At 59.5% G+C, this 15,440-nt stretch carries 13 protein-coding genes; 7 read left to right on the forward strand and 6 right to left on the reverse strand.

Going from position 1 to position 15,440, the window contains the following annotated elements; all coding sequences use genetic code 11:
• Positions 1 to 10: 10 nt before the first annotated feature.
• Genes bchL through bchF form a run of 5 tightly spaced genes read right to left on the reverse strand, consistent with a single transcriptional unit; the run spans position 11 to position 8,102 of the window.
• Positions 11 to 940 carry a ferredoxin:protochlorophyllide reductase (ATP-dependent) iron-sulfur ATP-binding protein gene (bchL, locus tag ACO07N_RS27220; protein ID WP_421984001.1) on the reverse strand — a complete coding sequence of 310 codons (930 nt, stop codon included), beginning with the start codon at positions 938 to 940 and terminating at the stop codon, positions 11 to 13.
• Entirely contained in the window at positions 937 to 4,707 is a 3,771-nt protein-coding gene (locus ACO07N_RS27225) for a magnesium chelatase subunit H (RefSeq protein WP_421984002.1), read from the reverse strand. The genes bchL and ACO07N_RS27225 overlap by 4 nt, the downstream gene beginning before the upstream one ends.
• The gene (bchB, locus tag ACO07N_RS27230; protein WP_421984003.1) at positions 4,682 to 6,253 is read right to left on the reverse strand and encodes a ferredoxin:protochlorophyllide reductase (ATP-dependent) subunit B; all 1,572 of its coding nucleotides are present in this window, start codon (positions 6,251 to 6,253) and stop codon (positions 4,682 to 4,684) included. Before bchB ends, ACO07N_RS27225 begins: the two co-directional genes overlap by 26 nt.
• Positions 6,244 to 7,551 (reverse strand): ferredoxin:protochlorophyllide reductase (ATP-dependent) subunit N, encoded by a 1,308-nt coding sequence (locus ACO07N_RS27235; protein WP_421984004.1) that lies wholly within the window; start codon positions 7,549 to 7,551, stop codon positions 6,244 to 6,246. The genes bchB and ACO07N_RS27235 overlap by 10 nt, the downstream gene beginning before the upstream one ends.
• On the reverse strand, positions 7,548 to 8,102 hold the full coding sequence (gene bchF / locus ACO07N_RS27240; protein WP_421984005.1) for a 2-vinyl bacteriochlorophyllide hydratase: 555 nt from the start codon (positions 8,100 to 8,102) through the stop codon (positions 7,548 to 7,550). Before bchF ends, ACO07N_RS27235 begins: the two co-directional genes overlap by 4 nt.
• A 211-nt stretch (positions 8,103 to 8,313) precedes the next feature.
• Between bchF and ACO07N_RS27245 the strand changes: the two genes are divergently transcribed.
• From ACO07N_RS27245 to ACO07N_RS27270, 6 genes are all read left to right on the forward strand, one after another.
• Positions 8,314 to 9,270, forward strand: coding sequence for a cobalamin-binding protein (locus tag ACO07N_RS27245; RefSeq protein WP_421984006.1), 957 nt, complete (start codon positions 8,314 to 8,316; stop codon positions 9,268 to 9,270).
• Complete coding sequence (gene ppsR, locus ACO07N_RS27250; RefSeq protein ID WP_421984007.1) at positions 9,267 to 10,703, forward strand: transcriptional regulator PpsR; 1,437 nt, start codon at positions 9,267 to 9,269, stop codon at positions 10,701 to 10,703. The genes ACO07N_RS27245 and ppsR overlap by 4 nt, the downstream gene beginning before the upstream one ends.
• 121 nt (positions 10,704 to 10,824) lie before the next feature.
• Entirely contained in the window at positions 10,825 to 11,739 is a 915-nt protein-coding gene (gene chlG, locus ACO07N_RS27255; RefSeq protein WP_421984498.1) for a chlorophyll synthase ChlG, read from the forward strand.
• A 17-nt stretch (positions 11,740 to 11,756) separates the two neighbouring features.
• Positions 11,757 to 13,127: a BCD family MFS transporter gene (locus tag ACO07N_RS27260; protein WP_421984008.1), complete on the forward strand. Its 1,371-nt coding sequence runs from the start codon at positions 11,757 to 11,759 to the stop codon at positions 13,125 to 13,127.
• 43 nt (positions 13,128 to 13,170) lie between these two features.
• The gene (locus ACO07N_RS27265) at positions 13,171 to 14,376 is read left to right on the forward strand and encodes a geranylgeranyl diphosphate reductase (RefSeq protein ID WP_421984009.1); all 1,206 of its coding nucleotides are present in this window, start codon (positions 13,171 to 13,173) and stop codon (positions 14,374 to 14,376) included.
• Positions 14,373 to 14,708: a hypothetical protein gene (locus tag ACO07N_RS27270; RefSeq protein ID WP_421984010.1), complete on the forward strand. Its 336-nt coding sequence runs from the start codon at positions 14,373 to 14,375 to the stop codon at positions 14,706 to 14,708. The genes ACO07N_RS27265 and ACO07N_RS27270 overlap by 4 nt, the downstream gene beginning before the upstream one ends.
• On the opposite strand, the gene ACO07N_RS27275 is transcribed toward ACO07N_RS27270, so the two are convergent.
• A complete protein-coding gene (locus tag ACO07N_RS27275) occupies positions 14,639 to 15,085 on the reverse strand; it encodes a TspO/MBR family protein (RefSeq protein ID WP_421984011.1) in 447 nt (148 codons plus the stop codon). The two genes, ACO07N_RS27270 and ACO07N_RS27275, sit on opposite strands and share 70 nt — an antisense overlap.
• A gap of 168 nt (positions 15,086 to 15,253) precedes the next feature.
• On the opposite strand from ACO07N_RS27275, the gene ACO07N_RS27280 reads away from it, so the two are divergent.
• Positions 15,254 to 15,406 carry a c-type cytochrome gene (locus ACO07N_RS27280; protein WP_421984012.1) on the forward strand — a complete coding sequence of 51 codons (153 nt, stop codon included), beginning with the start codon at positions 15,254 to 15,256 and terminating at the stop codon, positions 15,404 to 15,406.
• Positions 15,407 to 15,440: the final 34 nt, after the last annotated feature.

A 15,440-nucleotide genomic window follows, 5' to 3' on the forward strand; every position in this document is an offset into this window, starting at 1 on the left:
GTCAGCCCTCTTACTCGAATCCGAGAAATTCAAAGATCTCCCGGTCCTTCATGGGTTCAGCGCTCAAGGCCTCCGTACCCGCCCAAAGCTGTTCGGCGAGTTGGAGATATTCCTTCTGAATGGCGGCGATTTCCGCCGTGTCGCCCATCTCGAAAAGCGTGCTTTTCTTGAGACGGCTCAGGCGGACGTGATCGGAATCGGGCACATGCGCCAGTCGCTTCAGCCCGACGGAAGCGTTGTACCGGTCGATCTGATCCGTTTCGCGTGACCTGTTGGCGATGACGCCGCCGAGGCGTACCTCGTAGTTCTTCGCCTTCGCCTTGATCGCCGCAACGATGCGGTTCATGGCGAAGATGGAATCGAAATCATTGGCGGCGACCACGACCGCGCGCTCGGCATGCTGCAGCGGTGAAGCAAAGCCACCGCAGACGACATCGCCAAGAACGTCGAAGATAACCACGTCGGTGTCGTCCAGAAGGTGGTGTTCCTTCAAAAGCTTGACGGTCTGGCCGACCACATAGCCACCGCAACCGGTCCCGGCAGGCGGCCCACCGGCCTCGATGCACTGCACGCCGTTATAGCCTTCCACCATGTAGTCCTCGGGGCGCAGTTCCTCCGTGTGGAAGTCGACCTGTTCGAGAATGTCGATGACGGTCGGGATCAGGCTTTTCGTCAGCGTGAAGGTGCTGTCGTGCTTTGGATCGCAGCCGATCTGAAGCACGCGCTTGCCGATCTTGGAAAAGGCGACGGAAAGGTTTGATGAAGTCGTCGACTTGCCGATCCCGCCCTTGCCGTAAATCGCGAAGACCTTGGCCCCGTCAATTTCCATCGTCGGATCGAGATGCACCTGGACACTGCCTTCGCCGTCCGCGCGTTCGCGCAGTTTCGCGGCCTGGCGCGCCTCTTGCTCGGCGGTCTTCGGATGGGTGTAGATATTCATTCGGCTGCCTCCGTCACCAGGCCTTCCAGCCGGTCTTCCAGTTCCTCGCCGGCCCGTTGCAGGGCTTCCAGCGTTTCGGCATCCGGTTGCCAGTAGTTGCGCTCATGCGCTTCCATCAGCCGTGACGCGACACGCGCCGCCGAAGCCGGGTTGAGGTCTGCGAGGCGCCGGCGCATGTCTTCGTCGAGAACGTAGGTTTCGGTTATCTTCTGATAGACCCAGGGATCGACACCGCCGGTCGTTGCCGACCAGCCCAGCGTGTTGGTCACGTTGGCCTCGATGTGGCGCACACCTTCATAGCCATGCCGAAGCATGCCTTCGAACCATTTCGGGTTGAGGGTCCTCGTCCTTGTTTCCAGCGCCACCTGTTCGCCCAGGGTTCTGACCTTGGCGTCTCCATGTGTCTGGTCAGAAATGTAGACCGGAATTTCGGCACCGCCCCTGGCTTTGGAAACCGCCTTGGACAATCCCCCCAGCGTGTCGAAATACTGCTCGATGGTCGTCACGCCGATTTCGACCGATTCCAGGTTCTGGTAGGCCATGTCGACCTCGCCCAGTATGGCGTCGAGCAACTCTGCCTGATGACTGGTCTTGCCCTTGCGGTTGATCGCAAAGCTTTTCCGGCTGGTGTAGGTCTCAGCGATCTCCTCGTCGTCGGTCCAGGCGGACGACCCGATCAGCATGTTGACATTCGACCCGTAGGCACCGTCCGCATTGGAAAAGACACGGTAGGCGGCGGCCTCCAGATCGCAACCGTTGGCCTCGCAATAGGCAAGCGCGTGTTTGCGGATAAAGTTCTGGTCCGAGGGCTCGTCCGCCGTCGCTGCGAGATAGCTTGCCTCGGCCAGCATGCTTGCCTGGATCGGTAGCAGGTCGCGGAAAATGCCGGAAAGCGTCATGACTGCGTCGATGCGCGGGCGGTTCAGCTCTTCAAGCGGGATCAGTTCCGCGCCGCAGACCCTGTTATAGGCGTCCAGCCTCGGCCGCGCACCCATGAGCGCCATGGCCTGAGCGAGCGGTGCACCGCCGGTTTTAAGGTTGTCGGTCCCCCACAGGACAATCGCAATTGTTTCAGGGAGCTGGCCATCACTCTTAAGGTGTCGATCGAGGATGCGAGCAGCCTGTCGCGCGCCGTCTTCCAGCGCGAATTTACTCGGAATGCCGAAGGGATCAAACCCGTGCAGGTTCCGCCCGGTCGGCAGCAGGTCCGGTGTTCTCAACAGATCGCCTGATGGCGCAGGCGGCACAAAGCTGGCGTCCAGCGCACCCACCAGGCCATCGAGCTCTTCATTCGATTTCAGGTTATCGTTGATTGCCTTCAGGTGCCGGACGGTTTCGCTTGCCTGATCGTCAAGATCCGACACGGCTTCCTGAAGCGCCGCATCGTCGTCGGCAACAATCAGCCTGCAGAGCTTGGACGCGTCGCCGATGCGTTCATTTTCCGGCATCGCGGAGGCGATATGGGCAAGCGTTTCAGCACGCTCGCTTTGTTCCATGCCGCGACCGGCGACATGCAATCCATGCGGAATAAGTGCGTATTCCGTTTCCGTGATTTCATGCACGAGGTGTTGTACGAATTCCTCGGTAGAGAGCCCCTCTGCGTCTCCCCCCAGATCCAGTTCCTCCGCCTGAACACGGATCACGTCGAGCAACCGCTCGCGCTCGGCATGCGCATCCGGTGCTGTTGAGCGGTATTGGTCCAGGCTCGCCTTGAGACTGTGCAGCCCCTTGTAGAGACCGGCTTCGGTAATCGATGGCGTCAGATAGGAAATCAGCGTTGCGGCCGAGCGGCGCTTGGCAATCGAGCCTTCCGAGGGATTGTTCGACGCATAGAAATAAAAATTCGGCAACCTGCCAAGCAGACGGTCCGGCCAGCATGTTCCGGACAATCCGGTGTGCTTCCCGGGCATGAATTCCAGTGCGCCATGGGTCCCGAAATGAAGAACTGCGTCCGCGCTGAATGTCTCCCGCAAATAGGTGTAATAGGCGGCGAAGGCATGGTTCGGTGCAAAGCCGCCTTCAAAGAGGAGACGCATCGGATCGCCCTCGTACCCGAAGGGTGGCTGCAGCGCGATCAACAGATTGCCGAACTGACGGCCGAGAATATGTATGCCGCGGCCATTGCTGAGGATACGTCCCGGTGCAGGTCCCCACTGGTCCTCGATATCGGCAAGAAACGGTTCCTGTCGGACGTGATCGTCAGCGCTGACCGTGGCGTGAACGTTGGCCTCTGTCCCGAAACGATCCGCATTTCCGGTCAGCAGCATGTCCTTGAGCGTCTCGGCATCTTGCGGCACCTCGACATCGTAGCCTTCCGCCTTCAGCCGCTTCATGGTTTCAAGAAGGCTCTCGAAAACGGCAAGAAAAGCCGCTGTGCCGATGTTGCCGCCATTTGGCGGATAGTTGAAAAGTGTCGCGGCGATCTTGCGTTTCGCGCGCGGCGTACGGCGCAGCCCGGCCATTGCCGCTATGCGATCAGCCAGAAGACCAACCCGTTCGTCGTCGGGACGCATGCAGGCCCGGCCCGAAGGGCAGGTTCCCAGCTGGCGTGCGCAAATACAGGTTTCCGTAGACCTGGTCGAGGCTGCGCGTCCACCGATGACCATCGATCCGACGGCACCATCAAGTTCGGGAATCGCGACCATCAGCGTGGTCTCAATCGGCGTCAATCCTTGCGTTGACGCCTGCCAGCCATCCCGCGTCTGAAACTCCGTGACGCAGGCGGAAAGATAAGGGACATTGAGTTTTTGAAGCGTATCTGAAGCTGCGGCGGCATCGCTGTAGGCCGGGCCACCGACAAGCGAGAAACCGGTCAGGGAGCACAAGACGTCAACGGTCGAATTCCCGCTGCCATCTGTCATGTATTGCTCGATCGCCGCACGCATATCGAGCCCTGAGCAGAACACCGGAACCACGTTGAAGCCACGGGCCTCCAGCGCTGCAATCACACCATCATAGTGGCCGGTGTCTCCGGAGAGGATGTAGGTGCGCAGCAGGAGCAGACCGATCGTGCCTTTGGCCTGCGAAACCCTTGCCAGATCTTTCAGCTCTGTGACCACCCTTGGCGTTGCCCTGGGGTGATAGAGACCCATGTCCGGATACTCTTCAGGCGACTTGGCGGAAACGGACGACCGCAACGGCTTGCGCTCGCCGGACGCGTATTTGCTGACCAGCAGGCGCACCATGTTGGCGATGTTTTCATCCGAAGCCGCGATCCGGTATTGCAGCGTCAGGAAGTAATTGCGGACGTCCTGTGCGGTCCCCGGAATATACTTCAGGAGCTTCGGCAAGCGCCGCAGCATGGCAAGTTGCCGCTCTCCGGCCGTCCGGCCGCTTTCCTTGCCACCGCGGGAACTGCTGCCGCGTAATTTCTTCAGCAGCGCGAGCGGGCCTTTCTGCTCGCCACTCATGCGGAACCGGCCCATCGCCGTGTATTTCATGATCGTGCCGGCGGACATGCAACAGACCATGGCGTCGCAATTCAGATGGCGCTCCTCGAGGACATCGGCGATAGCCTTGACGTGTTCCTCGACGAAAATCATGGAGACGATGATGATGTCGCCGGTCCGGATCGCCTCTCGGCACGTGGCCAGGCTTTCGGGATTGTCAGCCCAGTCGGTCGCCGCATGAACGGTGAACGAGAGACCCGGGAGCTCTTTTTTCAAACGAGCGCGTGCGTCATCGACCGCAGCAACGACATGATTGTCCAACGTCACGAAGACCACCCGAATGGAGCGGCCGCTATCGGGCGAAATGGGCTTTCGCATCGTACAACGTCTCCACGGTTATCGGGTGAATGCCTTTGTCAGCGGCAAACGATTCTGTGTTGCGGCGGGCCTTGCCACGTACGAAGAAGGGCACTTTCTTCAGCTCGCGTTCGGCCTCGTCGGTCCAGAGCGACGCCGTGACAGGAATGTTGATCGCCTCTTCGCCAACCGCTCCGGTCTCAAGAACGTCATGCCCTGCCCGAACCTCGTCCGTGGCAGGACTGTGCGCATGAAGATGCGACGCAGCCGCACCATCGTTGAATTCGAAATCATCACGGAACATCGACAGGAGGTGTTCCTCCAGGCCCATCATCAACGGGTGAACCCAGCTGTCGAAAATGACATTCGCCCCTTCAAGGCCCATCTGGGGCGAATAGCGTGCGGGAAAGTCCTGGACATGCACCGGCGCCGAAATCACCGCGCAGGGAACACGCAACCGCTTTGCAATGTGCCGTTCCATCTGCGTCCCGAGCACCAGTTCGGGACGGGCCTCGACGATTGCCTCTTCCACTTCAAGATGATCGTCTGTGATCAGCGGCTCGACATCGTATTCCCGCGCCGCGGCCCGGACATCGCGCGCGAATTCGCGCATGTAGGTCCCGAGACCGCAGACCTTGAAGCCGAGTTCGTTGCTGGCGATCCGGGCTGCTGCAATGGCATGTGTGGCGTCACCAAAGATGAAGACACGTTTGCCGGTAAGATAATTGCTGTCGATCGACTTCGAGTACCAGCTCAGCCGATCCGCCTCGAAACCCTTGAGCGGCATGTCATCCAGACCCGCAAGCGCACGCGCTTCGCCGATGAAACGCCGTGTTGCCTCAACACCGATCGGCACGGTCGAAACGAATGGCATGCCGTGCGCCTTCTCAAGCCAGCGCGCCGCCGTTTCGGCGATTTCCGGATAAAGAACGATATTGAAGGCAGCGTCCGGCAAATGCGCAAGATCCGCGGGCCGCGCTCCAAGCGGAGCGACAAGCCGGACATCAAGGCCGTTTTCGCTCAGCAAACGCGTGATCTCGCGGACATCATCCCGGTTGCGGAAGCCCAGCGACGTCGGCCCTAGAATGTTGCAGCTGTTTGGAGCAATGTTTTCAGGCCGTTGCCGGTTGCCGGCGAACGCACGGACCAGGCGGTAGAATGTCTCCGACGCGCCCCAGTATTCCTTCTTCTGGTAGGACGGCAGCTCGAGCGGCACGACCGGGATGTCGAGATCAAGCGTTCTGGCGAGCCCGCCAGGGTCATCCTGCAGGAGCTCGGCGGTGCAGGATGCGCCGACCAGGAGCGCCTCCGGCATGAACCTGTCCACGGCATCATGGCAGGCCGACTTGAAAACGTCGGCCGTGGACGCGCCCAGATCGCGCGCCTGGAACGTCGTGTAGGTCACCGGCGGACGGGATTTCCGGCGTTCGATCATCGTGAAAAGAAGATCGGCATAGGTGTCGCCCTGCGGCGCATGCAGGACGTAATGCAAACCCTCCATGGAGGCTGCAATGCGCATCGCACCGACATGCGGCGGGCCTTCATAGGTCCACATGCTCAGCTGCACGGCGCGCCCTCCTCTCTCGCGGTTTCGCCAGCCAGGGCGGTCCTGCGTATCAGAGGCCGCGCAAAGAGCTCGGCCAGATCGCCGGCCTGCTCGTATCCCTGAATAGGCGTGAACGCGAACTCGATCGACCATTTCGTGAGCCGGCCCTCCGCCTCGAAGGGATTGGCAAGCCCCATACCGCAAACGATCAGGTCCGGGTCGGCCGCGCGGCAGCGGTCGATCTGCAGGTCGACATCCTGTCCTTCGGAAAGAGAAACGCCCGGCGGCAGAAGCGCAAGCTCGCCCGCAACATGGTCACGATGCAGGTACGGGCTGCCGACCTCGACGATCTCCGCGCCGATTTCGCGGCTCAGAAACCGGGCCAGCGAAGGTTCGAGCTGACTGTCGGGAAACAGGAAGATGCGCTTGCCGCACAACAGATGCCGATAGTGATCCAGGGCTGACCGCGCACGCTTGCGCGGCGCTGCGACAACGGCCTCGAAATGCGCATCGGAAACACCAAAGGCATCGGCGATCGCTTTCAGCCAGCAGGTGGTTCCCTCTTCCCCAAGCGGAAAAATGGCATTGATCCTGCGCGCCCCGCGCGACTCCAGTGCGTGCGCGGTCGCCCCGAGATAGGGCTGCGCGAGCACGTATCTTGTGGACGCTTCGATGACCGGCATCTCGCCGCTTGTCCGGCCAGGCAGGAAATGGACATGCTCGATGCCAAGATTGCTGAAAAGGCGCCGGAACTGGTCTTCGACAACATCGGGCAGACAACCGGCGACAACGAGCGGAGGTCCGTCTGTCCGCGCACCGGAGGCAGGTGCATCGCGAACGAGAGCAGCCAGGAAGTTGTCTTCGCCCTGAGTGAAGGTCGTTTCAATTCCGCTGCCGGAATAGCAGATCACCCGGTGCTGCGGCGCGTAAACACGATTGAGACGTTCCGCGGCCTTGCCGAGGTCGAACTTGATCACTTCCGACGGACAGGAGCCGACCAGGACAAGCATCTTGATGTCCGGCCGCCGCGCCAGCAGCTTTTCGACAACGCCGTCGAGCTCGTCGTGCATGTCGGCCATCCCGGCCAGATCCCGCTCTTCCATGATCGCGGTGGCAAAGCGTGGTTCCGAAAAGATCATCACGCCGGCAGCCGATTGCATCAGGTGGGCGCAGGTCCTGGATCCCACAATCAGGAAGAAGGCATCCTGCACCTTGCGGTGCAGCCAGATGATCGAAGTCAGTCCGCAGAAGACCTCGTGCTGCCCGCGCTCTCGAATGGGCAGAGGCCTGTCGCATCCAGGTCGGAAGGGCTGGTTCATTGCACCGACCCCGCAACTTGCAGGCCGCCCGGGGCGGAGGCGTTTTCACGCTCTCTGGCCGCCTCCCGCGAAGCCTGATCCAGGCGGGCCAAACGCAATTTCCAGACAAACTGACCTGCATTAACGATGTAGGTCGCGTAGGCGGCAAGCGCGAGCCACATCAAATGCGACGGGGCAAGACTGCCGGTAAAGAGCGCCACCAGATAGGCTGTGTGCAGCGCCAGCACGAGGATCGAAAAGACATCTTCCCAGAAGAAGGGCCGCGCGAACAAATAGCAGCCAAAGACATGCTTTTCCCAGATTGAGCCCGTCACCATGATGGCATAAAGCGTGAGCGTCTTGATGACGACAGAGATCTCCGCGGGCCCCTGTCCTTTGCCGGTTGTCAGGAAATAGAGGATCAATCCGAGGCTGATCAGGAAGACGAAGAACTGGACCGGAGCGAGTATTCCCTGAACCAGTGTCCAAACGCTCGCGTCACGCCGTTTCCGCTCCTGCTCGGTATACAGCACCGTAGCTTCGACCGCCTTACCTGCTTCGCTTAACGACATGTGCTCCTCCCCCCGAACCCAGAAAGCAGGGTCCGGCAGATAAGGAAGCGTAACGCTTCTGGCGCAAAAGTGTCAACTAAACATGACGTATATTTTTATTTACACTCACGCATAACAGAGTCATGCTAAGGCCGCTCGCAGTTGCAGCAAGCAAGAGGGGCAGACTTGCGTGCATGTCCCAACGGCAACGGTCAGGGAGGCCCGATGCAAAGTGAGGATAACCGGCACAATTGGTTCCACATCGGGTGAAGAGCGCGAACAGTCGAGAACTGACGCCTGCACTGAAACTTTTGTCAATCGTGACGCACAGGTGCTAAAACGAAACCGTTTGCACAGAAGCGACAAGAACAAGCTTCGTCACCTTATTGAAGGGCCGGTGGCAGCTATGACAGCTGAGCAATTGTCTGTTGACCTGGACACAGGCCTTGAAAACCACCCCCGCTACGAGGATGCGCTTGCCGGTCTCCACCGACTCATTCTGGAACCTGGCAACCGGCTCGATCAATTGCTCTCCTGCCTTGAAAACGCACTGCCGGCCAATTCACCGCCAGCGCTCAAGGTCCTTGCAGTTGAGGCCGTTGCGAGACAGCTTGGCCGGGAATGGTCTGAGGACACATCCAGTTTCATTGATGTCACAATCGCCTCCACGAGATTGCAGGATCTCGCTCAAGCGCTGGCCTTGGAGGCCGCTGACCGTATCAGCGCCCATCCCGCTCCATTCGCGGCGATCCTTCTTCCCAAGGACGAGCAACACAGCCTGATGGCCTATTTGACGGGCGCGTTTTTTCAGGCATTCGGGTGGCAACATCAGGTGCTTACGCACGATCAGCCGTCGCGGCAGGAGTTTGCAGGTGTCGTTGGCAGGGCCGACGCGATTTGTATTGGCTGGAGCAACACGCGCCTCAGACCACAGGTAAGGCAATTGGTTGACGATATCAGGTTGTATGCACCCGATGGAAATCAATCCTTGATTGCAGGTGGAGTTGCTGCACTCGAATCGGTTGAGTTCCTTGTGGAAATGGGGATTGACTGCATTTGCGATACTGCGTATTCAGCGGTTAAAATTGCGGATAATTTCAACAATTTGGAAAAAATGGATTTTGTCCCGCCCAAGGTCCACAGCGGACACCACGCAAAAACAAGAAGGATTGATTGGCGAAACCCATGACCCCACGCGCCCCTAATAGCGGACAGCAAGGTATTGAGGTCGCGGGTGAACTGCAGAAAACACTCGAGGCCGAAGGGCTGGTTTCGCTGATAGGGCTGGGAACCGATATTGTTTTCCTGGTCGACAAGAACGGAAAGATTACCCACTCACATTTCGAGAACCCGGATTTTGACGCCTATGGACTTGATAGCTTCGTGGGCAAGACGCTCCGTGAATGCGTTACGATCGAATCCGTCTCCAAGATTGACGCCATGCTCAAGCCGGGTCGGAAGCGGCCGGCCCGCGGGTACCAGGTCAACCACAGCGCTCCGGGCAAACCGGATTTGCCGGTCGCCTATTCCTCTTTTTCCAAAAAGGGACTGCCGTTCACCATCGTCGTTGGCCGCGAGATGCAGCAACAGATGCAGGACCAGCAGCGGCTGGTAGAAGCGCAGATCGCCATGGAAGCCGACTATCGTGATTTGCGGCAGGCCGAGGCAAGATACAGGACCGCATTCAAGCTCGCGGAAACCGCCGACATCATGCTTGACGGTGAAAAGAGGACGGTTCTTGAAGCCAATTCCGCCGCAATTGCCCTCTTGGCCGGCAACTCCGGCAACCTGATCAACAAGCCCGTGCGCGAATTGTTCAACAAGCAGGACCGGGACAGGCTGGGAGATGCCATCGGTGAGGCAAGGCACAGCGGCGAAACCGTTGTCGTTGACGCGTTGACGAGCGCAAGAGGGACGAAACTGCAGGCAAAGCTGCGCGCCTATCGGGAGAACGGCGCGGCCAACCTTATTCTGACGCTCTGGTCTGAGGATGACGCCGCCCAGTCGGAGCGCCATGCAGGCGAAAGCGTACCCGGCTTTGCCGCTGTCGATCTTGACGCCCTTCCCGAAGCTGCAATTCAAACCGACAATGACGGCAATCTGATTTCGGCCAATGCACTGTTTCTGGATCTCGTTCAGGCGCCGACGCTCAATCAGGTTCTCGGAAGGAATGCCAGCAACTGGATTGGCAAGTCCGCTGTGGACCTGAACGTGCTTTATGCCAGGACGAGCGACGAGAGGACGGTGCGTGGATATACGACTGTGCTGAATGACAGCATTGGCGGCGAACAGACGGTGACCGTCTCCGCTCATGGCGATCCGAAATCGGAAACGGTGCAACTGATAATCGTCCCGCACGCGGCCAAGACCGAGCGCGTCGGATTGCGCACCCCGGCAACCCCGGAGCAGGCCGAAGGCTTTGCAAGCCTTGTCGGAAAGGTTCCCCTCAAGGAGCTGATCAGAGAGTCCCTCGACGTCGTTGAGAAAATTTGCATCGAGGCGGCCCTCGACCAGACCAACAACAACAGGGCGAGTGCGGCCGAAATGCTCGGGCTCTCCCGGCAGAGCCTTTACATCAAGCTCCGCAGGCACGGACTTGAAAACTACCGCCCCGGTTCCTAACCCGGAACCTGCTGCTCCAAAGATCCTCACCGTAAATTCCATATGACAAAAGGCAGAATGCCTTGCCCAAAAGTGTCAATTTTAATTGACACTTTTGGGCGGCGAGCCTACCATTCTCGCCATGGAACTGACCCGGCACCGACCGCAAGACAGCTGGCCCTCATCGGGCGCTGTCATTGCCTTGCTCAAGCCAATCACTTGGTTTCCGCCGATGTGGGCCTACGCCTGCGGCGCGATCTCCACCGGTGCAAATTTCGGTGACCGCTGGTTTTTCGTTCTTTGCGGCGTTCTGCTCGCAGGTCCGCTTCTTTGCGGAACCAGCCAGGCCGTCAACGACTGGTTTGACCGCCATGTCGACGCCATCAATGAACCTGATCGCGTTATTCCCTCTGGTCGCATGCCCGGCCAATGGGGGCTCTACGTCGCCCTGATCATGTCGGCACTGTCGATGATCGTCGCCGCGATGCTGGGCGCGCTCATCTTTGCAGCCGCGCTGATCGGATTGTGCTTTGCCTGGGGCTACAGCGCGCCACCCCTGCGTTTCAAACAAAACGGCTGGATCGGAAACGGTGTCGTCGGCTTCAGCTACGAGACCTTGCCCTGGCTGACGGCGGCAACCGTCATGACCGGACTGTCCCCGAATGCACCGATCTGGATTGTCTCGCTGCTTTACGGCATCGGAGCGCATGGCATCCTGACGCTGAACGATTTCAAGGCAATCGCGGGTGACAGGGAAATGGGCATCAAGACCCTGCCCGTTCTCCATGGCGCGCGGCCGGCCGCCACGATTGCCAGCATCATCATGGCCGCGACCCAGGCAGGTGTCTGTGCATTGCTGGTGTTTGTCGGATTACCGCTCTTCGCGATCGCGATCGGGGTGCTGCTGGCATTGCAGATCGTCTGCATGGTCCGGTTTGTACGGGATCCGGTCAGGTTTGCCGTCTGGTACTCGGCGATCGGCGTCGGACTTTATGTCACCGGCATGATGATTTCGGCTTTTGGACTGCGCACGCTCACGCAACCCGCCTTTCTGTGATGTAGGGGAGATTTCCGATGTTTCGCCAAGTCGCCAGTCGCGCAGCGTCGCAGCAAAAGGTCCAGGGATTAAGCTGGTTTGCGATCGTTCGCCTTGGCCTGGTCCAGGCATCGCTTGGCTCGATTGTCGTGCTGACCAATTCGACGCTCAACCGGGTCATGGTCGTGGAACTGAGCCTGGCAGCGATCATCCCCGGCCTGTTGGTCGGCATTCATTATGCGGTCCAGTTGTCCCGCCCCTTGTGGGGACACCGGTCGGATGTCGGACGGTCAAGAACGACATGGATCCTTGGCGGACTGGCTCTGTTGGCCGTCAGCGGAACGGCCGCTGCCGGGACAACATTTTTGTTCGAAACGTCTTACGCCGTCGGGCTTGCCGCAGCTATCGCCGCCTACACCCTGATCGGCATTGGTATCGGGGCAAGCGGAACATCTCTTCTCGCCCTGATGGCAGCCAAGACCGCGCCTGAACGGCGCGCGTCGGCGGCGACGATCACGTGGATGCTGATGATCGCGGGAATTGTCGTCACGTCGATCTTAACGGGCATCAATCTGGATCCCTACACCCATGTGCGCCTTGTTGCCGTGACCGCGATAACCGGGCTGGTCGTTTTGTCGATCTCCGCACTCGCAATTGCCGGGATCGAGAAGCAGCCGACACTGATCAGCGACCAGGATCGAAGGAATGCCGGCAGCTTCAAGGAGAGTATCGGGGAGGTCTGGAACGATCCGGAAGCACGTCTGCTGACGCTGTTCATCTTCATGTCGATGCTCGCCTACTCCACACAGGATCTCATTCTGGAGCCCTATGCGGGTCTCCTGTTCGCGATGCCCCCCGGCGAAACAACCAAACTGTCGGGAACCCAGCACGGTGGTGTCTTCTTCGGGATGGCACTCGTGGGTATTGCAGGCGGCTTGTTTTCGAAGCGCAAACCCGGTCTGATCAAGTTCTTCATCGTTTCCGGCTGTCTCGGCTCCGGCGTTGCACTCGCCTTCCTGTCGATCTCCGCATCCTTCGCACCGGCCTGGCCACTGGAAGCGAACATCTTCGCTCTCGGTTTCATGAACGGCGCTTTTGCGGTCGCCGCAGTCGGTACGATGATGGTTCTTGCAGGATCTGGCAAAACCTCCAACGAAGGTGTGCGCATGGGCGTTTGGGGAGCAGCTCAGGCTATATCATTCGGCCTGGGTGGCGTGGCCGGCACGATCGTTTTGACACTGGGACGATGGTCCACAGGCAACGATGCGACAGCTTTCACATTCGTATTTGCGCTGGAAGCAGTGCTGTTCCTGATGTCGGCGCTTGTTGCGCTGCGCATCGGCGTCCGAACGGCGCCCCGGGCCGAGATCAAACGTGGCACGTCACCGGCTGTTGTGCCTGCCGAATAGACCGGCAACCGCACTCTACCGAAGCAAATCTGGGAGGTCAGGCATGGATACCATATTCGACGTCGCGGTTGTCGGCGGTGGTCCGAGTGGAGCGATTGCAGCCGAAGCGCTTGCAGTTTCCGGCTATTCCGTTCTGCTTGTGGATCCCGACAACCGGATCAAGCCGTGCGGCGGCGCGATTCCCTCGCGCGCGCTGAAGGACTTCTCGATTTCCCAGGACATGCTCGTTTCAAAGGCGAACGCGGCGAGGGTCATTGCCCCGTCCGGGAAATCGGTGGAAATGCGGATCGGCGATATCGGCTTTGTCGGCATGGTGGACCGGGCAACGTTCGATCCCTACCTGCGTGAACGTGCGGCAGACGCAGGCGCGACGCGGCTGACCGGCAAGCTGGTAGACATGCAGGAAAGCGGCGATGGCGTTCTGTCACTCACCGTCGAACCGACAAGGTGCGGGACCGCGGCGGCAAAGATCACGCATTCCGCGAGATACGTGATTGGCGCAGATGGCGCAAATTCCGCCGTTCGACGCTTCATGTTCCCCAGGAGCAAGAAACCGCCTTACGTGTTCGCCTATCACGAAATCATCGAAAGCCCTGAAGACACCACGTCCGCCGGGTTTCGCGGCGACCGGTGCGACGTCGTCTATGACGGCCGGATCTCACCGGACTTTTATGGCTGGGTGTTTCCGCACGGCGAGCACACATCCGTCGGAACCGGGTCCGCCGTCAAAGGCCACAATCTGCGCTCCGCGACGGCGGAGCTTCGCAAGGCATCAATGCTCGAAGGACAGCGTATCATTCGCCGCGAAGGCGCTCCCTTGCCTCTCAAACCCATGCGCCGATGGGACAACGGCAGAAATGTCCTGCTGATCGGCGATGCGGCAGGCACCGTTGCACCGTCCTCAGGCGAAGGTATCTACTACGCCATGCTGTGCGGCCAACTGAGCGCGGAGGCCGTTGCGTCCTGCCTTGCCACCGGCAAGGCATCGAACCTTCGCCAGGTCCGCAAGCGCTTCATGAAGGATCATGGCCGGATCTTCTTCATTCTCGGGATCATGCAAAGCGTCTGGTACCGGAGCGATCGCTTCCGGGAACGCTTCGTGACCATGTGCGCCGACCCGGACGTTCAGCGCCTGACCTGGGAATCCTACCTGAACAAGAAACTCGTTCGGCGTGATCCGCTCGCGCACATGCGCGTTTTCTTCAAGGATCTCGGACAACTGCTTCGCATCCCGGCAGGTCAGAAATGAGTGTGCTGTTTGCCTGGCTCGAAACGGGATGGCTGGCCTTCGCGGCCATCGCGATCCTCTGGCTGGAAACCCTGCTTCTCAGCATCCTGTCGCACAGGCCGAAGGCTCGGTTCAAGGCTCTGGCAGGCGGCGCTCTTGCCGGAACCTTCCTTCTGGCAGCACTGGCTTTGGCGCTCCGCGGCGACTCGCTCGGCTGGGTGCTTGTCTTCCTTACTCTTTCACTCTTTGCACACCTGCTCGACGTCAACGGCCGCTTGAAGGATCAATCCGCCGCATTGAGCCGCAACACCGAAAAGTTGAGCAATCCCGCCGTGCTGACCCAGAGAAGGTAGGGAACAAACAGGAGCGACGCGAGCGTGGAAATCGGCCAGGCCGCAAGGATGAAACCCGCGATCGCGAGCCAGAGCAGGCCCAATTCGAACAGCGCCAGATCCATGCGCTTCAATCCGAAAAAGATCCAGGACCAGCCGCCGTTCAATATCAGCTGCGCGGCCCACAACAACAGTGCGAACGACCAGCCGGCCCTGGTCCATATGTCCCATCCGGCATAGGCGATCATGACATAGAGAACCGACCAGACTGTCGGAAAGGCCCATTTGGGCGGGGTCCAGGAGGGTTTTCGCAACGTGTCGTACCAAGGTCCTGGTTTGAACACGGCGCCGCTCATCGCAGCAAGGAAAACAAGGAATGCAAAAGTCGCCGCAGCCATTCATGGCCCCTGTCTGTCAACAAAACAACTCGGCGCAGCATATGTCCTATCGCTCTTGTGAAACAACAGCCGATCGGTGGGCTGCGCGGAAGACAAAGACTGATCTCAATCGGATCAGGCTACGCAACAATTCATCAAGAAACACAGAGAGCATTCCTGTCGGCAGGAATGGCAAGGTCTCCCGAGGAAATGCTGACAGTCTATCTCGCCAAACCCTGCGAGATGGGAAAACGCACCAGAATGGGATTCGCAGGACTGAGGAAAGACGAAGAGATCTCCGACAACATCGCCTACCTCAAGCAACACGGCCGCTCCGAATAATCTGCGGGGCCGCACGCATTTCCCGGTTTGCCGG

Origin of the sequence: Roseibium sp. (assembly GCF_965229775.1) — a bacterium.
In the GTDB taxonomy this organism is placed as follows: Bacteria; Pseudomonadota; Alphaproteobacteria; order Rhizobiales; family Stappiaceae; genus Roseibium.